Below are 20932 nucleotides of genomic sequence, written 5' to 3'. Positions count from 1 at the left end.
CGGTTAGGGCCTGCACTCTTGTCGCATCGGTTGGATGCGGTCGGGGCTGATGGCCGATCGGTACGGTTGGCGTACCCTGATCGGCATATCCTTCGACAGGCGGACAGCGACTCAGCGTCTGTCCTTCACGTGGCGCTTCGAGGGTCGCCCGAATGGCCACGCCCGCAATCAGGAATGGTCAAGAGTCCAACAGCCGCAAGGGGCTGTCAACTCAACCTTACGCCAGTGTGCGCCGCCTACGCCAAATGCCACACCGATAACGGGAAATCCGGCCATATGCGTGCGTAAAACCTCACAGATGGCATTTAATTCGCAATTTTCTGCCTCGTGATTTTCAGCATCCCTGCCGCCGGGTTGTCATTTTGCGCCCAGACGACAGACACGAAAACGCCCCACCGCAAGTGGAAGACAGACTTCCGTCACGGTGGGGCGTCACTCACGGGCGCGCGATTCAGCGCGTGAAGGTCAGTTCTCCGCCCTCTTCGCCGACCTGGATCACGTCACCGGGCACGAATTCACCGCCCAGCAGCGCCTGGGCCAGCGGGTTCTCGATACGGCTCTGGATGGCGCGCTTGAGCGGACGCGCACCGTAGACCGGATCGAAGCCTGCCTTGGCCAGCAGCGCCATCGCGGCATCAGTGATCTCGAAGCCGAGATCACGTTCGGCCAGCCGCGCCTTGAGCCGCTCGAGCTGAATACCGGCGATGGAGGCGATCTGCGCCTGCCCCAACGCGTGGAAGACCACCACTTCATCGATGCGGTTGATCAGCTCCGGCCGGAAGTGATTGCCCACGACTTCCATGACCGCCGTCTTCATGTCGTCGTACTGGAAGGCCGCCTTGCGATCGACACTCTCTTGCGTGTCTTCCTCGTCCGCCAGCTCGCCATTGAGACCGCTCATGCGCTGGATCATCTCGGACCCCAGATTCGAGGTCATCACGATCACGGTATTGCGGAAGTCGACGGTACGCCCCTGCCCATCGGTCAGGCGGCCATCTTCCAATACCTGCAGCAGGATATTGAAGACATCCGGATGCGCCTTCTCGACCTCGTCGAGCAGCAGCACGGAGTACGGCTTGCGACGCACGGCCTCGGTCAGATAGCCACCCTCTTCATAGCCGACATAGCCGGGAGGCGCGCCGATCAGACGGGCCACGGAATGCTTCTCCATGAACTCGGACATGTCGATGCGCACCATTGCCTCTTCGGTATCGAACAGGAAGCTGGCCAGCGACTTGCAGAGCTCCGTCTTGCCGACCCCGGTCGGGCCGAGGAACAGGAAGGAGCCGTTGGGGCGATTCGGGTCCGATAGCCCGGCGCGTGAGCGACGCACCGCATTGGCCACCGCGATCACCGCCTCGTCCTGACCGATCACCTTCTCGTGCAGCGCCTCTTCCATGCGCAGCAGCTTGTCGCGCTCGCCTTCGAGCATCTTGGAGACCGGAATGCCGGTCCAGCGCGAGACGACCTCGGCAATCTCCTCCTCGGTGACATTGGAGCGCAGCAGCACGTGGGCGGAGGTATCCGCCTCGCCTTCGCCGGCTTCGCTGATCTGCTTCTCGAGCCCCGGAATCACGCCGTACTGCAGTTCCGACATGCGGCTGAGGTCGCCGGCACGCCGCGCCTGTTCCAGATCGATGCGCGCCTGTTCCAGTTCGGCCTTGAACTGCGCTGCCCCCTGGATACTGGCCTTCTCGGCCTTCCAGACCTCATCGAGATCGGCATATTCGCGTTCCAGCTCCGCGATCTGGTCCTCAAGCGCGCCGAGACGCTTGAGTGCCGCTTCGTCGGTCTCCTTCTTGAGGGCTTCACGTTCCATCTTGAGCTGGATCAGACGGCGGTCGAGACGATCCATCTCCTCCGGCTTGGAGTCCAGCTCCATGCGGATGCGTGACGCGGCTTCATCGATCAGGTCGATCGCCTTGTCAGGCAGCTGACGGTCCGTGATGTAGCGCGATGAGAGGCGCGCGGCCGCAATGATCGCACTGTCAGTGATATCCACCCCATGGTGCACCTCGTAGCGTTCCTTCAAGCCACGCAGGATGGCGATGGTGTCCTCCTCGCTGGGCTGATCCACCTGCACCTTCTGGAAACGACGCTCCAGCGCGGCATCCTTCTCGATGTACTGGCGATACTCGTCAAGCGTGGTGGCACCGACACAGTGCAGCTCGCCACGCGCCAGCGCCGGCTTGAGCATGTTGCCGGCATCCATCGCGCCCTCGGCCTTGCCCGCGCCGACCATGGTGTGCAGCTCATCGATGAACAGGATGACCTGGCCTTCTTCCTGCGACAGCTCCTTGAGGACGGACTTGAGGCGCTCCTCGAACTCACCGCGGAACTTGGCCCCCGCCAGCAGCGAGCCCATGTCGAGAGACAGCACACGCTTGTTCTTGAGGCCTTCCGGCACCTCACCATTGACGATACGGCTGGCCAGCCCCTCGACGATGGCGGTCTTGCCGACACCGGGCTCACCGATCAATACCGGGTTGTTCTTGGTGCGACGCTGAAGGACCTGAATCGTGCGGCGAATCTCCTCGTCACGCCCGATCACCGGGTCGAGCTTGCCGTCGCGCGCACGCTGGGTGAGGTCCATCGTGTACTTGTTGAGTGCCTCTCGATTGTTCTCGGCGTCGGCATCTCCCACCGCCTCGCCACCGCGCAGTGCATCGATGGCGGAGGTCAGGGCGGGCTTCTTGATGCCCGAGGAGGTGAACAACTTGCCGAGATCACCGCCCAGCTCCAGCGCGGCCAGCAACGCGAGCTCGGAAGCGATGTATTGATCGCCGCGTTTCTGGGCTTCGCGGTCGGCCAGGTTCAGAAGCTTGCCGAGCGCCTGGGAAGGCGCGACATTGCCGTCGAACTGGGACACGGTGGGCAGGTCATCCAGTTGACGCTTGAGCCCGCTCATCAAGCTGGTGGCATCACCGCCCGCCTTGTTGACCAACGCCTTGAGACCGCCATCGCGGTCCTCCAGCAGGGCCAGCAGCAGGTGCTGGGGATGGATTTCATTGTGGCCTCGCCCGACGGCGAGCGACTGGGCATCCGCAAGCGCGTTCTGCAGCTTGCTGGTGAGTTTGTCGATGCGCATGGTGCCTTCTCCTGAGAGTCATGGCGGTACTCCTCTTCTCAGGAGCTTCGCCTGTAACATTTCGTATCTAACCCTAGAGATGGGGGGCTGGGGGGTCGCTTTCAAGGCGTGATTTGCGGCAACGCAGCATGTTGTCCGCGAAGCATGATCCAGATCAGGTTCCCCAGCAGCAGGTTGGCCCTCAGCGCCTGAAGATGTCGCCAGGGGCTTCCGCTCGACACGGAAAAGCGCCCCGCCAACCTGAGTGATCAGGTCAACGGGGCGCTTTCGTCTTTCGGCTTGCCGAGCGTCGGTGCATCGCGGCGGCCAGGTCTCCACTTCATGCTATCAGCGTAACCAGATCACCGTGGCCATTCGCCCCGTCACGCCATCATCACGGCGATGGGAGTAGAAGCGCGATTCCGAGGCGGTACAGAAGTGACCGCCACTGACATGGCCGACCCCCGCACGCTCCAGCCGCAGGCGAGCCAGCTTGTAGAGGTCGCCCATGTAGTGGCCCAGCCGATAGGGGCTGGATTCGAAGGCGTCGTCGGCCTCGGGGAGATCCGCGATGAAGGCGTCACGCACCTCGGGGCCGACCTCGAACTGGGCATTGGAGATCGCCGGACCCAGCCAGGCCATCAGCTCGCCCGGGTCATCTCCAAGACGGGCGACAGTGGCTTCCAGCACACCTTCCACCAGGCCACGCCAGCCCGCATGCGCCACCCCGACCCGCGTCCCCTGTCGATCACAGAACAGCACCGGCAGGCAGTCCGCCGTCATCACCACGCAGGCCTGCCCCGTACCGGTACTGATGCAGGCGTCAGCACGTGGTGGCACCGCCTCATGGCGCTCATCGGCGTGACAGACGTCAAAGGCATCCACCACCTGAGTCCCATGCACCTGATCCAGCCACGCCAGTGGACGACCATCATCGACCTCGGCCGCGAGCAGGTCACGCACCCGCGCGACCATCGCCGGATCATCCCCGACATGCCGCGCCGGATTGAAGCCAGCGTATGGCCCCTGACTCGGGCCGCTCTCACGCGTGGTCACGAAGGCCTGCACCGGACTGGGTGCTGGCCAGTCCGGCAGAATCAGGGTCGGGCGTAGACTGTCGTCGTGCATAACCTCTCCTGGCGCGATGGGATACGCGAACCGAGCCCCTCAGCGGGCGATGTCTTCCTTGAGATAGTCGATCAAGACCAGCATGTCACCCGGCATCTCGGCGCGGAATTCGACTTCCTTGCCCGTGATCGGGTGGATGAAGGCGAGGCGACGGGCATGCAGCGCCTGACGCGGGAACTGACGCAGCAGCTCCTTGAGCGGGTCACTGGCCCCCGGCGGAAGCTTCAGACGGCCTCCGTAGACCGGGTCCCCGATCAGCGGATAGCGCTGGTGCGCCATGTGCACACGGATCTGGTGGGTACGCCCGGTTTCCAGCTTGCAGCGGATATGGGTATGACCCCGGAAGCGCTCCACCACGCGAAAATGCGTGATCGCCATCTTGCCGCTATGGGTCACGGCCTGACGCTTGCGATCCTTGGGGTGACGCCCGATGGGCGCATCCACGGTACCGCCCGCCGTCAGCACACCGGTCACGACGGCATCGTACTCGCGAGACACGGTACGCGCCTGCAGCTGCTCGACCAGGTCCGCCTGGGCGGTCAGCGACTTGGCGACCACCATCAGGCCACTGGTGTCCTTGTCGAGACGATGCACGATACCGGCACGCGGCAGCATGGCATTGCCCGGACAATGGTGCAGGATGGCATTGAGCAGCGTGCCATCCGGATTGCCGGCCCCCGGGTGCACGACCATGCCGTGCTCCTTGTTGATGACCAGCACGTCGTCATCCTCGAAGACGATCTCGAGCTCGATGTCCTCGGGGCCATGACTGACTTCTTCTTCAAGCTCGGCGGTCAGGGCCAGACGTTCACCGCCATAGACCTTCTCGCGGGGTTTGACGGCGGCACCGTCGAGGGTCAAGGCACCGGTCTTGATCCAGTGCTTGAGGCGCTCGCGGGAATAGTCGGAGAAGATCTCGGCGCAGGCCTGATCAAGGCGCATGCCAATCATCGCCTCCGGGATCCGCTCTTCGCGGTTGATGGTGTCTGCCATATTGCTCTCTGAGGCCGTTTCGCAGGAAAGGGCCTTTGCTTTATAGTGAGTGCGGATCGGCGGATTCTAGCATGCCCGCCATGGATTGCCCGAGATGAGGAAACCGATGCGCGCCCTTCCCTTGACTGCCTTCGCCCTGGCCAGCACCTTGCTGGTCGGCTGTGCGTCCAACGAGCCGGCACCGGATCTTCAGGAGCAGGAGCTGTACCGTCAGGCTCAGGTTTCCCTGGATACCAGCCGCTTCAACTCCGCCGTGCAGCAACTTGAAGCACTGGATACTCGCTTCCCGTTCGGCAGCTATGCCGAACAGTCGCAGCTGGAGCTGATCTACGCCTACTACCAGGTGGACAACTGGGAAGCCGCACGCGCGGCGGCCAGCCGCTTCATTCGGCTGCACCCGGACCACCCGCAGGTCGATTATGCCTACTACATGCGTGGACTGGCAGCCTATAGTGCAGGGCGCTTCAGCCTGGAATCGCTGGACCTGATCGACATCTCCAAGCGGGATCTCGGTGCGACGCGGGACGCCTACGTCGACTTCGGCGAACTGGTGCGCCGCTTCCCCAACAGCACCTACGCCGCAGATTCGCGTCAGCGCATCATCTATCTGCGCAACGTACTCGCGCGTGGCGAGCTGCAGACTGCCGATTTCTACCTGCGCAAGCAGGCCTATCTGGCCGCCGTGAAGCGTGGCGAGTGGGTGATCGAGCACTACCCTAACACTCCTGCCACTCGCGATGCGCTGGCCGTGATGGTCGAAGGCTATCTGGGCCTCGGTCTGCGCGACCGCGCCAGCGAGACGCTCAAGGTGCTGATCCAGAATGATCCGGACAACAAGCGTCTGGATGGCCGTACCTTCGAGCCGCGCTACGTGAAGGCGGATGACCTGACCGTCTGACGATCAGGCTTCCCGCCTCACCATCGAAAAGCCCGTGATCACCGATCACGGGCTTTTTTCGTGCTGTCAGCATGGCCAGAATCGTCGGACTCAGGCGCTTTCAGCGGCTTGCGCAAAGAATCCGCAATCCCTGACACCGGACATGAGTTGCCTCAGTCGCCGGCCGCCCAGCCATTGACGATCGGGTAGCGACGGTCACGCCCGAAGCCACGCGGCGTGACACGCACGCCAACCGGTGCCTGACGGCGCTTGTACTCACAGCGGTCGACGAGACGCACCACACGATAGACATCCTCTTCCTCGAAACCGGCACGGATGATCGCCTCGGCACTCATGTCACCCTCGATGTAATGGGTGAGAATCGCATCCAGGGTGTCGTAGTCCGGCAGCGAGTCGCTGTCGAGCTGGTCTTCGGCGAGCTCCGCGGACGGCGGACGCGTGATGACACGCTCCGGAATCGCCGGGCCCATGGTGTTGCGCCAGTTGGCGAGACGGAATACCCAGGTCTTGTAGACGTCCTTGAGCGCATTGTAGCCACCGACCATGTCGCCATAGAGCGTGGCGTAACCCACCGCCATCTCGCTCTTGTTGCCAGTGGTCAGCACCATCAGGCCCTTCTTGTTGGAGATGGCCATCAGCAGCACGCCACGACAGCGTGACTGCAGGTTCTCCTCGGTGGTGTCGCGCTCACTGCCGGCAAAGCTCTCCGCCAGTGTCTCGGTGAAGGCCTCGACCATCGGCGCGATGGGCATCACCTCGTAATTCACGCCCAGCAGTGTCGCCTGCTCGGCAGCGTCTTCCCTGGAGATGTCCGCGGTGTAGTGATACGGCATCATCACCGCATGCACGCGGTCCGCGCCCAGCGCATCGACGGCAATCGCCAGCGACAGGCCGGAGTCGATGCCACCAGAGAGACCCAGCACCACGCCCTTGAAGCCGCTCTTGTTGACGTAGTCACGCAGGCCGGTGACCAGTGCACAGTAGAGCGACTCTTCCGGTGACAGCAGCTCGGCGATCTCGCCGCTCTGCGGCGCCCAGCTACCGCCTTCCTCCTTGAGGAACTGCACCGGCATCAGGCCGACATCCCACCAGGGTGCCTGCACGCAGGTATTGCCCTCGGCATCGATGGCGGCGGAGCCACCATCGAAGACCAGCTCGTCCTGGCCACCGATCTGATTGACGTAGACCAGCGGACACTTCACTTCGGCCGCCCGCTGAGCGAACAGATGATTGCGCTCGGCCGGCTTCTCCAGATGATAGGGCGAGGCATTGAGGCTGACGAGAATGTCCGCGCCGGCATCCCGCGCCTGACGAACGGGCGCGCCATCCCACAGGTCTTCACAGATCACGATACCCAGACGGGCGCCGCGGCATTCCACCACGCAGGCCTCGGAGCCCGGCGTGAAGTAACGCTGCTCATCGAAGACCTGATAATTGGGCAAGGCCTGCTTTGCGTACTCGGCGATCCACTCGCCATCCTTGAGCACGCCGGCCAGGTTGTAGCGCTTGCCGTCACGCATGCCGGGGTAGCCGACGATGACCATCACGCCACGCGCGACCTTGCTGGCCATCCGCGCGCGCGCCTCGTCGAGTCGTGCCTCCATGGATTCGCGCAGCAACAGGTCTTCCGGCGGGTAGCCGGTCAGACACAGCTCGGGCAGCACGACGACGTCGGCCTTGTGCTCGAGACTCGCTTCACGGACGGCTTCGATGGCACGCTCGGTATTGCCGGGGATATCACCGACCAGCGGGTCGAGCTGGGCCATCACCAGAGTCAGATCTTGCATGCGGTAAGGATCTCTCGATTGGCGGTTCGATAAGGGGCCAGTACACTGTGGCCAGACATCTGGCTCAGACTGCTGAGCCGTGCACCGGCTCATCAGTCTCATGATGGCCGCCATTGTCCCGCAAGGTCGCGCCGCTGGCAAAAAGCCACGCGCGCCGCCTCATCTGGGAGTCATATAGGAATGAGCCTGTTGATCATCCGTCTGCTGGTATTCGTCGTCCTGTTCTGGGCAGGCCTGCGCCTCTATCGCATGTATCGCCAATGGAAGCTGAGCCAGGACAACCACGATGACGGCCAGCCTGCCGAGCGCGAGGCCCAGAACATGGTGCGCTGCGCCTACTGCGATCTGCATCTGCCGGAAAATGACGCCATCCGCCATGAAGCGCTGCACTTCTGCTGTCAGGAGCACCAGCAGCATTTCCTCGACGAGGGCCCACGCAAGTAACGCACTGTCTTCCCCCTCGAGACGAAGGCTCGAGGGGGAAGACGCCATGACGATGCTCAGGCCCAGCGCGTCGCGTCTGGCTGGGACGAGGCTTCCAGCGTGGCGATCTCGCCCAGCAAGGTCTCGGGCTGGTAGGGGGTGGGGTCGATGATAGGCGTACGCCCCAGCAACTGGTCCGCCAGCAGGCGGGTCGAGGCCGGCGCCAGTACCAGGCCATTGCGATAGTGACCGGCATTGACGTGCAGATGGCGGCGTTCGGGCACGGCACCGATGAACGGCGTGCCGGTCGGTGAGCCCGGGCGCAGCCCCGCCCAGTGATGCTCGACCTCACACTCGGCCAGCGCCGGGATGATCTCGCAGGCGCTCTTGATCAGCGACTCACGCGCCTCAAGGGTGGTCGCCTTGTCGAAGCCGACCTCCTCCAGCGTGGAACCCGCCACGATGCGCCCATCGGCACGTGGAATCACGTAGCGTCCATTCTTGAGTACCACGCGCTCCACCAGCCCCTTGGGTGCCTTGAACAGCACCATCTGGCCGCGTACCGGCCGCACCGGCAGCGCCAGCCCCGCCTCACTCAATATCTCGCGACTCCAGGCGCCCCCACAGACCACGACCTGTCCGGCGGACAGCACTGAATTGGCGGTCTGCACGCCGATGGCGGTGTCGTCCTGCAGCAGAATGCCCTGCACCGCGACATTCTCGAGCAGACGTACGCGCGGGTGGGCATCGAGAGCGGCGCGCAGTGACTTGCCCAGGCGCGGATTGCGGATGCTGCCCAGCGTCGGCATCCACAGCGCCGATTCGCAACCGGGCGCGACGGCCGGTGCCTTGTCGTAAAGAAAGTCAGCCTCCACGCGCGTCAGCGGCTTGGTGTATTCCTCGGACCAGCTCAGTGCCTGCTCGGCATCCTCGACATTCAGGTACAGCAGACCCTGCTGGCGATATTCGGGGTCGATGCCGGTGGTCTCGATCAGGCGCTCGGCCAGCGTGGGGTAGAAACCTTCCGACCAGGCAGACAGGCGTGAGATCGGCGCACTATAACGCCACGGATACAACGGCGAGACGATACCGCCGCCCGCCCAGGATGCCTCGCGCCCACACTGGCCCCGCTCGACCAGCGTGACCTCGGCACCGCCATCCGCCAGTTCCAGCGCAGTCAGCATGCCGATCACGCCACCGCCTACCACCACAAAGTCATTCACGCCTGTTCGCTCCTGCCTCAAGACCGGGAAAGGCTTCCAGAATACGCCGCCCGCAAGGCGGTGCAAGCGAGCCGCGCGCAATCCAGCATCGCACCGAGGCCGCTCTCGCCACTGCTACCAGCAATCGCCATCGCCGGTCGTGTCGCGGATGCCGGTATTGGTGAGGGTCAGCGCAGGGCAATCGCTATCGGCGCTCTGAGGCGCCACCGCAGTCGCGATCAGCGTGAAGCGGGTCGTCGTGGCGCCATCCTCCAAGCTCAGGGCGTAATAGCCTTCCGGCGACTCGGTGGCGCGCCCCAGTCCCTCCTCGTCACAATCGCTGTCACCGGCGATGCTGGTCGCGTAGCCACCGCAACGCGCCATGTAGCGCTCCTGAGCCTGTGCCAATGACATCAGTGCCGCCTGCCCATCGGCACGACGTGAGCGGATTACCTGATCCTGATAGCTCGGGTAGGCGATCGCCGCGAGGATGCCGACGATGACGACCACGATCATGATTTCCGTCAACGTGAAACCGCGGGCGTACCTGCGGTGAGACAGCGCATTGCGAGACAGAGCACTGCGAGACAGGGCACTGCGGGACAGGCTAGCGCCTAGAGAGAGAAAGCTGGCCATGAAGATCTTCCTTGAAAGGGGGGCTTGAAGGTACTGCTGGGAAGTGAAGGCGCCGCCACACTCTGAGAGAGCGTGACGGCGTCGGGGGCATGCATCACAGATGCAATGCGATCAGCGCAGTTGATACCAGGAAACACGACCGGTATCCGTCGAGCTGGACACGTTCAGGTCGTAGGATGAGACGGTGCCTTCTACCGTTCCCAATGAGCTGCTACCCACATAGACCGTATTGCCGACACTGACGCTGGACGTCGGCGTACCGCTCAGTTTCACGCTGACGACCACATTGCCGACGGCGACGGTGTTGTCGATGATGGTGCCGACCAGATCATCGGCGCTGAAGGCTTCATCCTGATTGAAATCGAAGATGGTCACATAGCTGCCTTCGCTGTCGTCGTAGGTCGGCAACCCTGTCTCGGTATCCAGCGCGACCAGCCAGCCGCCCCCGGTGCTTTCACAGAAGTTGGTCCCCGTGCTGGAGGTGCTGGTAGAGAAGACCACCAGGTTGGAGAGCAGGTTGGCCGGCTCGACCAGCTCTTCCTGCTCGGAGGCATCCAGATCCAGATACCAGCCGAAGCGATCGCTGTCCTGATCTTCCAGCTGGCTGGGGTAATAGCTGAAGCTGTCGCCACCGAGAGTCCGTCCAGTCAGCTCCCCGTTGGTGTAGCTGCCACTGACGAAAGTCCGCTCCTCGAGGTTGCTGCGCATCAAGCTGGTGTGACTGCCACCGGCATCCAGCACGGTGTAGAGGCTCTGGGTGACCCAGGCCTCGTCCTCGGCATCAGCGTACATGTCCTGCCCTGTTCCGAAGGACACCAGCAGATTGGGCGAAGACATGGTCTGCGTGCCTCCGGAGTAGCGACTCAGCGTCGGTTTGACCGTGATCGGTTGCAGCGCATCCGTCTGGCACTCCCCGCCAGTCAGGCTGGTAGCACAGGCCGTGAACAGCCGCGTGACACTCCACTTGCTGCTGTCATCATCACTGAGATCGAACTTCCACAACCGCCCCTGAAGATCCCCTCCATAGGCAAAATCGACGGTGCCATTGCTGTCGATATCAGCAACCTGCAGATTGGCCAGGCCGCCGGTCACCCCACTGGGGGACAACTTGGCGATCACGCCACCGGCATTGACTCCATCGAGCTCCAGCGCGAACAACGTCGGCGCGGCGTTCTCATCGGCGGTTTCCAGGCCATTGCCGACCAGCACCGCACTGTCACCATTGTTCAGTGATACGATATGCGCACTGCCGAAGACATGCCCCATGTCATCATCGTCGCTTGAGCCGAATTCCCAGCGCACTACATCATCTTCATCGAAGTCTTCACCCGCCACGGCCTTGGTGACATTTAGCACGAACAGGCCGCGTCCACCGCCCGCCAGACCGGATACCAGCCACTCCTCGCCATCCAGACTGGCGATACGCACTTCACCATCGACATAATAGCGATGCTGATAGCCCGGGTCGGTCAGATAGCCCAGCCCTGCGTCGTCCTCTTCGCTATAGAGCAGCTCCGGAATGTAGGCGAACTGCTCGCTACCGGTATTGAGGTCGAAGGCGTGCAGCATGCCGTCGTTGGCCCCGACGAAGACACTGCCCTGTGTCGTCGAGTCCTCACGTGTCACGACGACTGGCGATGAGCCGATGATGTCGCCCAGCTGCACGCCAGTGCGTTTGCGCAGACCATCGCCCTCATATTCATCACTGCCCCGCAACCACTCGATCGCTGCCTTCACATGGTCATCGGTAGAGTTGCCACCGACCTCCATGCGCGCGAGATCGTTGCGCTGGCTGGAGCTCAGGCGGCCCGCGTTGTCAGTCGTGAACTCGACGCCGTTCCCCCCGGACATGGTGAAGACCGTACGTGTCTCGAGGCCATCCTCCTCTGCCAATGCCTCACTCAGCTGGGTGGCAGCACTCCAGAGCTGGTCTTCATCCTCGACATCCTTGCCCTCCTGTACCGAGGAGGCCACTACATCTCCCGTCCAGGTCGAGGCGGAATAGCGGCTCTCGACCAGTCGGCTGTCCGTCTCGACACTGGCCGTCGTCAGATTGGTAGATAGGCCGCTGACACTGTTGCCTACCGCGACGATCTCGGAGGCGATCGCCGCCAGCGCCGAGACGAGATCCGTCGGGCTGGAGGCATTGAAGTAGGAGCCCCCGCCATCGATGGCGGCCTGTTCCAGATCATCGATGGTGCTGGAGCTGCTCTCCGTAACGCGATCCTTGTCATCCCAGTCGTTACTAGTCGACTCGACCCCGAACGCCACCGTATAGGTCGTCATCACCTGCTTTTCATAGGTCCCGCTTCCAAGCTTCGGCAGGAGATCATTATGTGCATAATAATAAGCGACATCCGCCAAGGTGGCATCGCCACCAGATCGGCCATTACTTTGTTGCCAAGTGCGACCATCACCGTTGGCATCACGAATATCTCTTTCAATCGCATTGGAGTCTGAGGAGTCCTCGGAATTCCAGAAACCATCGGTTATGAGAACAGTGAAATTCTGCTGACACATGCCGCCTTCATCTTCTGAGAGTATCGGCGTAGCTCCTAGAGATGGATAATTATCGCTATAATATTCTCCAGCACGATACAGTGCCTCACGGAGAGGCGTACCACGATAAGTATTATAACCATTGACCGTACTTGGAATTATTTCCGACTCGACAATAGCATCTCTGATCTCTTCAAGATGTTTGTTGCCGCTATCGCTATTCGTCACCAGCTCAACCACTGCCCCCAAAACATTGGTTACGTATTGGATAATCGAGTCAAAAATATTATCAACTTCAACTTTTCTCGAAGTACTAGCACCAGGATTTATCGTAATGAAACCTGTGCGATACTCAATGCCTGAAAGTAGCTCCAAACCAGCAGCCTTACCAACACTCAAACGACTCCTGTAGTAAGTAAACCAGTTGGCATAATTAACCTTCTGCGCAGACGTCAAGTCAGAGACAGACCTCTTGATACTACAGTCGCTTCCAGTGTAATAACGATAATTCAGACTAGAGTCCGTAAGATCGACTTTATTGTTTTTGCTATCCCCTGCACTAAAGTCTATCCATGCCGCAGTAGGATCCATATTATCATAGCGTTCATCACCATCACCTTTTTTCCAAGGTAGATAGGTTTGATCTGGGTCATATGCCTGAGTATTCTGTGATGAACAAAAAAACTTGTTGGATAAATTGGTGCGAGGTCTGAACACAATCGAGCACCCGGAAACTTGGCAGTAATAGGACTTATAGTACCAAGTATAAATCAGATTATAACCCTGTTCGTATTCACCACCCTCGAAGGTATCCTCGAATGACATCGAGCCCGAATCATCCAATACCAGCAGGACGTTGGGGGTGACCCCGACGCTCTGGGTAGTGGGCAACTGAAGTAGCGTGTCGCTGTCTGCCAGTACGGGCAAGGTGACCACCAGCAGCCCGCCTGACAGCAAGACCGGCAGGTGAATACGACGCAAGCCGCTGCGGCGGGGTGAGTGCTTCGATTTCATCGATAGATTCCCTTCAATCGGCCATCATGATTTCGCTTTGCACCACTGCCAGTGCACGCTTTCTGCTCTCAAGGTCTCCCGCGCTCTCAAGACTCCAACCGGCGGCCGTGATGCGGAAGGCATTCAACAACCGGCTGCTGCTCAGGTTGTCGTCATTCAGAACGCCTTCTGTCGTTTCCCCAAGATATTCAATGACATAGTTACCATTGGCAGCCGCATTGCCACTCAGGATGCCCTCGCCATCCCAGGCGTCTGCCTGCAGAGGATCGAAGTCCAGACTTTCTCCCGCCGTCAGGTCATAGAAACCATCCTCGCCGAAGTCATCCAGCGTCAGCTCGCCCTCGAGCAGACGACTTTCGGCCTGCTGCTGAAGGCTCTCGGCCTCGGCATAGGCGTTGTCGTAGAACTGGGTATTCATCAGCATGCGGGTCTGCAACTGGGTATCCTCATTGCCCGTCACTGCCATCACGCCGACCACGATCAGCATGATCAACACGACCAGCAATGCCATCCCCTGCTGACGAGGATGCCGGGGGGCGTTCATCTGATTCATAGACCGATATTCCTCGGGCTCAGGGTAATGTCGAAGGTACGTTCCAATTCACCATCATCCTCACCCTCGACGTTGATCGTCGGTGGCGTCTTGAGGGTCAGGCTGATGTGGATACGTCTGACGCTACCCCAGTCATTTGCGGCTTCCACTTCCGCCGCGCTGCGCTCTACTGCGAAACGACTCGCACTGCCACTGCCCGAGGCCGTATCGAAGGACAGATCCAGCGCTTCGACGTATCGCGCCACTTCTTCATCACAGCCTGCGGTCGGGTCACCACCGACATCTTCTCCGTTCAGGCACAGACGGACGGGAGAATCGTCATCGGTCTGCGACAGCAGCAGATACCAACGCTGCAACGGGTAGACATATGCCTGGGTCTGCTGGGCACCGCCGTAGCCATGTTCCACAGCACTCGACAGATCCAGTGAATTGCTGCCATCGCCCGCCAGGCGAGCGATATCACCACTCTCGCAGTCACTGATCAGCACGACGCTATCCGCCTCCAGCGTATCGGCGGCGTAATCTTCAAGTACCAACGACGTATCCCCCTGAGCGACACTCGACCCGAGCTGCCAGCCACGCTGCGCTCCCAGTGCGGGTACCTGCAGGGCCAGGCGGTCGTAGGTGACCCCCGCCACCGTGTCGGACTCGGCCGTCAAGGGAGCATCGGACAGCGCGTGGCTGCCGGTGCCATCACTGACACTGCTCACCGACGCACAGCCGGAAAAACCGGCATTGCGCACCAATGGCTGCAAGCGACGCGTGACATGGCGCGCAGACTCCTGCAGGTAGGACACGGCAGACGTCGTGTTGAGGGTTGAGCGCGAGGCAAGAAAGTACTCCAGCGCCATGGCGGAAATGAACAACCCCAGCACCAGCGCCAACATCAATTCGACCAGGCCGACGCCCTGCTGGGCACGCCGTGAAGGCATCGAGCGAGGCGCCCTGGGCGAGCGCGACGCGCAGGCTCGCCGCGAGAGAGAGACTTTCAATGACATCAGGGCACCACTCGTATCTGTAGGGTCTCGCTCAACGCCTGAGCATCGGCGTCCATGCTGTCTGCGTTCTGACCCAGCGGCGCGGCACCGCTCCAGCCGAGGGTCAGTGTCAGAAGATCACTCCCGCTGCTGGCGATGGCCCCGACCGGCGCGTTCAGTCCACTGTCCTCAAGCCGGTCCGCCCACACCGCTACATCGCGTGCCGCCAGCTCAGCAACACTGCAGGGACAATTGCCGGGATTGCCCGCGCTCTCGGTGTCGAGGCCAGCGTAGTCATCCACGCCGTCAGGGTTGGCCTGGATACGCTCCGCCATGCTGATCAACAAGATGCGAGCTTCGGTACGCGCATAACTCTCGTTGTTGGCCTGCAGGCTCTCCATCTGCATGAGTCCGAAACCCAGCAACGTCAGCCCCATCAGCAACAGGGCGATCAGAGCCTCCAGCAGACTGGTACCTTGTTGCCCCTTTCTCGCGGGATGCGAGCCCACCTCAGCAACTCTGGTCATCGCTGCCATATGTCTCCGTCAGTACTCGTCCAATGGGGGTCAATTCAAGCTGGCGATGGCCCTGACCACCCGACTGGTCACAGATCAACAGCCAGGTGGAGTCCGGTGTCGCGCCCTGGTCATCAAAGGTCACGCCGGTGACATCTGCCTGCACGGTGATGGCGGCATCGAACAGGCGCAACAGATCATCGCCCAGCGATACTCGTGCATCCGCCTGAGTGCCCTGCACGACCGCCCAGCCATTGCTCCAGCGGGTCGAATTCATGCAGGCATCACCCGCGGCATTCAGCGGACAGAGCGTGATGCTGCCACCACTGGCCACCGCCTCGCTGCGCGCGTAGTTGACCGAGGCAATGAGTGTCTCGGCGGTACTGGTCACGGCATTGCGCGCGACCACTCCCTGCCAGGCGGGGACGGCGATCGTGATCGTGATGACCAGCACTGCCAACGTGATCATCAGCTCGATCAACGTGAATCCTTGCTGCCCCTCCTGCTGACGTGTGCGTCGAAGCGCATGAAAAACTGACATCGTCATATCCCTGAGAAACACGCAGGCGAAGGTGCCCTTCGCGATGTAAAATGGGGCAATGTAACGTCAACCAGCCACATAATGGAATTATTATGTTACATAGAATTACCTGACATCCCACAAATTACTCATATTCATCATTGTTTCATCTTTGGTGGCGCGAGTTTCTGGACAACGAAAAAGCCCCGATCCATGAGAATCGGGGCTCGTGTCTGCTGCAAACGGATGGCAGGGTGTGCTGCGTTACCAGCAATTGCTACTGTCGGTGCCTTCTGAATCTGCCAATACCGCAGCTCCCTTGATACCCAGCTCCGTCAACGTGAAAGTGGCGCAGTCCTCATCATTGGCCTGACTGCCCGTGGCAGTGGCCGTCAGCGTATAGCTGTCGGCGTCCCCCGCGACGGCCAGTGTATAGAAGCCCTCCTCGCTGGCCGTATCCGCCTGTCCAAGCCCGATCCCGTCTCCGCCGAGCCCCAGAGCATCATCACAGTCCGTGGCGGTAGTCACACTGGCGGTCGCATATTCTCCGCAGGTGGCCATGATGCGCTCCTGGGTCTGGGCAAGCGCCAGAAGGGACGTGATGGCATCCGTGCGGCGTGAGCGCTCCACCTGATCCTGATAGCTGGGATAGGCGATAGCGGCCAGGATTCCGATGATGGCCACGGCAATCATCAGCTCCATCAAGCCGAAACCACCTTGTGATCGAGAACCGCCAGTTCGTCTGATCATCAACGCCCCCTGCGAAGCAGCGTGATATCGATCACCGGTCTTGGCTCGCCGCGCGGATCGAAGCGTACCTCGACCTCCTGCCCCGGATTGAGGTGGAATGCCTGAAGTTCTCGCCCATTGCGATTGAGGACGCGCGTGGAGGGCAGGATCACGAATCCCATGTCGTTGAGCTGCAGCTGGTCCCCCTCCACCTGGTCAATCACGCCTGTGACGGTCTGCTCCATGTCCAGCTGAATCAGGGTATCTGCCGCCATGGCCGTCCCGCCCCACCCCGTGAGGAGTGCACAGGCTGCCAGCATCCATGCGCCGCCGCTCCGCTGCCACTTGTATCGTGATGTCTGCATGTTCCCTCTCCTAGCGCAGCTGGTACCAGGCACTACGGCCTTCCAGTCCATCGATCCCGAAGTCCATGGCCATCTCGACCACTTGATTGGTACCGCCCTGACCGACGTACTGGGTATCTCCCAGGAACTTGGGCGAGGTGGGCTCCCCGTCCGTCTTTATCGACAGCACGACCTGATTGTTGACGTTGTCGCTGGCATCCACCTTGCCGTCGCCATTGTAGTCAAAGACCTGCTGGACACTGTTGTTGCTGCGGACCGGTTGCAGACCATTGCGCAGGCTGAGGGCATTCAACCAGCCGCTGGCACCACCGGTACAGGGGCCATTGCTGCCCGGGATCGTGGTATTGAAGACGATCAGATCGCCACGTACTGCCGGAATCGTCACCAGACGCTCCCCGGAATCGGAAAGCTCCACATACCACCCGTACTGGATGCCATTGTTGTTCTGATTGGCATAATCGACACCCACACCGGTGACGGTACGTGCATCACTGACCCCGGTGATGTTCGTGAAGCTCTGCTTTTCCAGCTGTCCGTGATAACGACGCGTCGTGTCGCCCGTGTGCAATACGCTATAGAAAGACTGCGTCGAGGTGTCGATGGCATCCTGCAGTGTCAACAGTTGCCCCGTCCCCCAATAGACATTCAGGTACGGCGTATCGACGGTACTGTTGAAGACACCGCTGCGTGCCACGGCCACTCGCGAGGTGATGGGCTGGCGCGAAGCCGTCGGACAGGTCGATGTCGTGCTGTTCAGAGCCACCGCACATGACTGGAAGAGGCGCGACGTCTCGCCGCTCCCCACGTCATCCAACGAGAAATCACGCATGTCGAACACCCAGACATTGCCGTGAAGATCACCCGCGTAGACCCAATCGGTAATGCCATCGGCATCGATGTCCGCCAGCTCCGGGCTCGACAGGCCATTGCAGTCGCTGTTGGCTGACGTGCAGGACCCCCCGGCATTGCTGCCCTGCTGTGAATCCAGCAGCGCGAAGTTTTCCGGGTCCTCCAGATCCACGATGAACAGTTTGGCACGCCCGTCACTATCCGCGTTGTAGCCATTGCCGAAGATGGCGTACCACTTGCCATCATCAAGTCGAGCAACCTGAATGTCGCTGAAGGTGTAACCGAGATCCTCGTGGGTGAATTCCCACTGCACGATATCCGCCGGCGAGGTGCCATTGGACTCCCCCAGCGTGTCGAAGGCTTCGGGATCCGTGATATCCAGCATGTAGACCGCCTTGCCACCCGCGCCAAGCCCCCCCACCAGGACCGAATGCCAGCTGGGAGCGTCTTCCTCTCCCAGTTGTACGTGGACATCGCGCGCGACAGGCGTGGCATCGACGTAATACTGGTGAACATAATTCTGGTCGGCGAGCTGACGAATGCCACGCCCTCCCTCGATGCTGAAAGCGGCATATGGCATGTAGGCGAATTTCTCTTCCCCGCTTTCCATGTCGATGGCATGCAACATGCCATCGTTGGCACCGATGTAGATCATCGACTGGCGATCTTCATGCAAGGTCTTGAAGGAGCGGTACGAAGACACTTCCATGTCATTGCGGTAGCTGGCGGAAGGCGGGCCGACGATGGCCGGCGAGGCGTGGACGATATCACCGAGATAGTTGTCGTCACGATCACGGAACAAGGTACCTTCATAGGTATCATCGCCCTTGAGATAGCCGATCAGATTCTCGAGCTCCGACGTTCTCACGGCAAGCGGTGTCCCATTGAGCGTGAGGAAGGTCCCGCTCGTATCCAGAATCTGCCCCGTCAGCTGCGTCACGGTATCACCGACCAGCTCCAGCACGCCGCTCTGCCCGCCGGTCAACCCCAGGGCATTGGCCAGACCATTGCCATTCCCCAGGCCGAGCCCCAGACCGTTGCCGAGAGTCCCGGAGACCCCGTTTGCAGCTTCACGCACGGAGATCAGCACGGCATCGGTCAACAGCGTCTCGTCCAGGAAACCGACGAGGTCGAGAATCTGTTCCGCCTCCAATGAGCCGGCCTCCTCGATATCAAAGAAGAAGGCCTTCTCGTCGACGTCCGAAATCCCCGGATTATAGGTGATCACCTTGCGACTGCTGCTGCGACCGGCATCGTCACGCAACCACTCCGCGACGGACCACTCGGATGTGCTGCTCAAGGTGCCATCGCTGCCGATCTTGCGTGCGACCACATCCCCCGCCCAGTTGGCCGGGTCATAGGTCGTCTGGATGACATAGGCATCACTGGTCTGGCTACCACTGCTGATATCCAGACTGCCGGTGCTGGCAGCACGCCCCGCGATTGACTGGGCGATATTGTTCAATGCATCGATCAGGGCCTGGGGGTTGGCAGCACTCAGGTACTCGCCGCGTCCATTCCAGGCGGCATGGCGAAGATCATCAATGGTGGTATTGGTATTGGACACCGGCTGAGGCCAGGTGAAGGAGGTATCGATACCGGATGGATTCTCGGTCAGGGAACCATCCACCCCGAAGCCGACAGTGTAGGTGACCATGTGCTGGGACGGGTTTTCATCCACATCCGGCACGGTGGGAACGCTATTGATCAGATCAGTGCGCAGGTCGGTGCGATAGTAATACATCGCCACGTCACCCAAGGTATTGGAGTAACTGTCACGGTGACTGGCACTGATGTAATCACCGCTGCCACCATCGACATTGCCGACACTGGGACTTGAGCCATTCCAATAGCCATCAGTCATCATGATCGCGTAATTCTGCTGACACATGCCGCCTTCATCCGCACTCAGGATGGGCGCATTGTTGCCAGTACTGGCGAAGTATTCGCCGGCATTCTTCAAGGCCGTGCGCAGTGGAGTCCCGCCGGAGGGATAAGCGGTGAACAGCTCTTCCATCAGGTCGTCACGTTCATCGGCATCGGTCATGTCCGCGACGTTGCGGTTGTTGCGCCCCTGGATGGTACGCAGGCCTACCCGAGACTCGTTGGTATCGATGACGCCTGCCATGGCCGACTTGGCAACGGACATGCGGTCGCGGTAATAGGTGAACCAGTTGGCGAAGTTGGTCTTCTGTGCGGCGGACTGCTGGTTGATGTAGGTCTGACGCGTGGTATCCACATAAAGACCATTGCCACTTCGATAGAGCCCGCACTCCTCGAAGTCATACTCGCCGTCACCGTCATTGTCCGTCCAGGGCATGTAATAGACCCCGGTAAGATTGACGGTTGTCGTCGGCTCATAGGGATCCGCGCGCGCCGTCAGGAGCGTCGCGTCGAGGTAATCCGCTCCAAAGCGATCCTTGCCCGCCCAAGGGGCATAGGTGAGCGCCGGATTGTAGGCCAGGACATTGAAGCCATTGCACGAGCCAATGGCGCGGGCAACGCTGGTCTGGGATTGATGACTGACAGTCCCAAAATTGCTGATCGAGTAGACCCCGGAGTCTCCAAGCACCGACGAGGCGGGCTGATAGCCCCAGTATTCGACGCCCTGATTGAGCGTATCCTCCCAGGCCATGCTGCCCGAATCATCAAGGATGAACAGGATATTGGGCTGAACACCCGTGGCTTCCGTCACTGGCGCACGAGCGATTTCCCCGGGAGCCGCCAGGCAAGGCAGAGCGAAAAGGCATAGGGCACCACTCAGCAGATAACGCATG

The 20932-nt window shown here is 60.9% G+C and carries 16 protein-coding genes; 2 read left to right on the top strand and 14 right to left on the bottom strand.

Annotation, left to right across the window (positions count from 1 at the left end; genetic code table 11):
* Positions 1–451: 451 nt before the first annotated feature.
* The 3 genes from clpB to rluD form a co-directional block, all read right to left on the bottom strand.
* Positions 452–3088, bottom strand: coding sequence for an ATP-dependent chaperone ClpB (gene clpB / locus BFX80_RS01020; RefSeq protein ID WP_077373488.1), 2637 nt, complete (start codon positions 3086–3088; stop codon positions 452–454).
* A 327-nt stretch (positions 3089–3415) separates the two neighbouring features.
* Positions 3416–4195, bottom strand: coding sequence for a peptidoglycan editing factor PgeF (pgeF, locus tag BFX80_RS01015; protein WP_077373486.1), 780 nt, complete (start codon positions 4193–4195; stop codon positions 3416–3418).
* A gap of 39 nt (positions 4196–4234) precedes the next feature.
* On the bottom strand, positions 4235–5188 hold the full coding sequence (gene rluD, locus BFX80_RS01010) for a 23S rRNA pseudouridine(1911/1915/1917) synthase RluD (RefSeq protein WP_077373483.1): 954 nt from the start codon (positions 5186–5188) through the stop codon (positions 4235–4237).
* Positions 5189–5294: 106 nt separating this feature from the next.
* Between rluD and BFX80_RS01005 the strand changes: the two genes are divergently transcribed.
* Positions 5295–6086: an outer membrane protein assembly factor BamD gene (locus BFX80_RS01005; protein ID WP_103751389.1), complete on the top strand. Its 792-nt coding sequence runs from the start codon at positions 5295–5297 to the stop codon at positions 6084–6086.
* A 152-nt stretch (positions 6087–6238) separates the two neighbouring features.
* On the opposite strand, the gene BFX80_RS01000 is transcribed toward BFX80_RS01005, so the two are convergent.
* A complete protein-coding gene (locus BFX80_RS01000; RefSeq protein WP_084207770.1) occupies positions 6239–7873 on the bottom strand; it encodes an NAD+ synthase in 1635 nt (544 codons plus the stop codon).
* A gap of 180 nt (positions 7874–8053) precedes the next feature.
* On the opposite strand from BFX80_RS01000, the gene BFX80_RS00995 reads away from it, so the two are divergent.
* Positions 8054–8317: a PP0621 family protein gene (locus tag BFX80_RS00995; RefSeq protein ID WP_077373474.1), complete on the top strand. Its 264-nt coding sequence runs from the start codon at positions 8054–8056 to the stop codon at positions 8315–8317.
* Positions 8318–8373: 56 nt separating this feature from the next.
* Here BFX80_RS00995 and thiO read toward each other — a convergent pair whose 3' ends face one another.
* The 10 genes from thiO to BFX80_RS17915 all read right to left on the bottom strand — a co-directional run bounded on the left by thiO (position 8374) and on the right by BFX80_RS17915 (position 20931).
* Positions 8374–9519 (bottom strand): glycine oxidase ThiO, encoded by a 1146-nt coding sequence (thiO, locus tag BFX80_RS00990; protein WP_084207769.1) that lies wholly within the window; start codon positions 9517–9519, stop codon positions 8374–8376.
* Between the two features lie 114 nt (positions 9520–9633).
* Positions 9634–10134 carry a type IV pilin protein gene (locus BFX80_RS18170; protein WP_084207768.1) on the bottom strand — a complete coding sequence of 167 codons (501 nt, stop codon included), beginning with the start codon at positions 10132–10134 and terminating at the stop codon, positions 9634–9636.
* 111 nt (positions 10135–10245) lie between these two features.
* On the bottom strand, positions 10246–12420 hold the full coding sequence (locus BFX80_RS17920; protein ID WP_164850240.1) for a pilus assembly protein: 2175 nt from the start codon (positions 12418–12420) through the stop codon (positions 10246–10248).
* A gap of 1240 nt (positions 12421–13660) precedes the next feature.
* Positions 13661–14200 (bottom strand): pilus assembly PilX family protein, encoded by a 540-nt coding sequence (locus BFX80_RS00975; RefSeq protein ID WP_084207766.1) that lies wholly within the window; start codon positions 14198–14200, stop codon positions 13661–13663.
* Positions 14197–15132: a PilW family protein gene (locus BFX80_RS00970; protein ID WP_084207765.1), complete on the bottom strand. Its 936-nt coding sequence runs from the start codon at positions 15130–15132 to the stop codon at positions 14197–14199. Before BFX80_RS00970 ends, BFX80_RS00975 begins: the two co-directional genes overlap by 4 nt.
* Before the next feature lie 65 nt (positions 15133–15197).
* Complete coding sequence (locus tag BFX80_RS00965; protein WP_127734350.1) at positions 15198–15704, bottom strand: hypothetical protein; 507 nt, start codon at positions 15702–15704, stop codon at positions 15198–15200.
* Positions 15688–16233, bottom strand: a complete 546-nt coding sequence (locus BFX80_RS00960) for a GspH/FimT family pseudopilin (RefSeq protein ID WP_164850393.1) — start codon at positions 16231–16233, stop codon at positions 15688–15690. The genes BFX80_RS00965 and BFX80_RS00960 overlap by 17 nt, the downstream gene beginning before the upstream one ends.
* Positions 16234–16476: 243 nt before the next feature.
* On the bottom strand, positions 16477–16962 hold the full coding sequence (locus BFX80_RS00955) for a type IV pilin protein (protein ID WP_084207762.1): 486 nt from the start codon (positions 16960–16962) through the stop codon (positions 16477–16479).
* The gene (locus BFX80_RS00950) at positions 16962–17306 is read right to left on the bottom strand and encodes a hypothetical protein (protein ID WP_127734346.1); all 345 of its coding nucleotides are present in this window, start codon (positions 17304–17306) and stop codon (positions 16962–16964) included. The genes BFX80_RS00955 and BFX80_RS00950 overlap by 1 nt, the downstream gene beginning before the upstream one ends.
* Before the next feature lie 10 nt (positions 17307–17316).
* A complete protein-coding gene (locus BFX80_RS17915; RefSeq protein ID WP_167592955.1) occupies positions 17317–20931 on the bottom strand; it encodes a pilus assembly protein in 3615 nt (1204 codons plus the stop codon).
* Between the last annotated feature and the right edge of the window lies 1 nt (position 20932).

The organism is Cobetia marina, assembly GCF_001720485.1.
Taxonomy (GTDB): Bacteria; Pseudomonadota; Gammaproteobacteria; order Pseudomonadales; family Halomonadaceae; genus Cobetia; species Cobetia marina.
The sequence above is the reverse complement of the archived record's forward strand: the minus strand, read 5'-3'. Positions and strand labels throughout refer to the sequence as shown.

What these genes read in the sequence shown, in the direction of transcription:
- clpB (WP_077373488.1), bottom strand. Translation starts at nt 3,088, where the DNA reads ATGCGCATCGACAAACTCACCAGCAAGCTGCAGAACGCGCTTGCGGAT.
- pgeF (WP_077373486.1), bottom strand. Translation starts at nt 4,195, where the DNA reads ATGCACGACGACAGTCTACGCCCGACCCTGATTCTGCCGGACTGGCCA.
- rluD (WP_077373483.1), bottom strand. Translation starts at nt 5,188, where the DNA reads ATGGCAGACACCATCAACCGCGAAGAGCGGATCCCGGAGGCGATGATT.
- BFX80_RS01005 (WP_103751389.1), top strand. Translation starts at nt 5,295, where the DNA reads ATGCGCGCCCTTCCCTTGACTGCCTTCGCCCTGGCCAGCACCTTGCTG.
- BFX80_RS01000 (WP_084207770.1), bottom strand. Translation starts at nt 7,873, where the DNA reads ATGCAAGATCTGACTCTGGTGATGGCCCAGCTCGACCCGCTGGTCGGT.
- BFX80_RS00995 (WP_077373474.1), top strand. Translation starts at nt 8,054, where the DNA reads ATGAGCCTGTTGATCATCCGTCTGCTGGTATTCGTCGTCCTGTTCTGG.
- BFX80_RS18170 (WP_084207768.1), bottom strand. Translation starts at nt 10,134, where the DNA reads ATGGCCAGCTTTCTCTCTCTAGGCGCTAGCCTGTCCCGCAGTGCCCTG.
- BFX80_RS17920 (WP_164850240.1), bottom strand. Translation starts at nt 12,420, where the DNA reads ATGACGACCTATACGGTGGCGTTCGGGGTCGAGTCGACTAGTAACGAC.
- BFX80_RS00975 (WP_084207766.1), bottom strand. Translation starts at nt 14,200, where the DNA reads ATGAATCAGATGAACGCCCCCCGGCATCCTCGTCAGCAGGGGATGGCA.
- BFX80_RS00970 (WP_084207765.1), bottom strand. Translation starts at nt 15,132, where the DNA reads ATGCCTTCACGGCGTGCCCAGCAGGGCGTCGGCCTGGTCGAATTGATG.
- BFX80_RS00965 (WP_127734350.1), bottom strand. Translation starts at nt 15,704, where the DNA reads ATGACCAGAGTTGCTGAGGTGGGCTCGCATCCCGCGAGAAAGGGGCAA.
- BFX80_RS00960 (WP_164850393.1), bottom strand. Translation starts at nt 16,233, where the DNA reads ATGTCAGTTTTTCATGCGCTTCGACGCACACGTCAGCAGGAGGGGCAG.
- BFX80_RS00955 (WP_084207762.1), bottom strand. Translation starts at nt 16,962, where the DNA reads ATGATCAGACGAACTGGCGGTTCTCGATCACAAGGTGGTTTCGGCTTG.
- BFX80_RS00950 (WP_127734346.1), bottom strand. Translation starts at nt 17,306, where the DNA reads ATGCAGACATCACGATACAAGTGGCAGCGGAGCGGCGGCGCATGGATG.
- BFX80_RS17915 (WP_167592955.1), bottom strand. Translation starts at nt 20,931, where the DNA reads ATGCGTTATCTGCTGAGTGGTGCCCTATGCCTTTTCGCTCTGCCTTGC.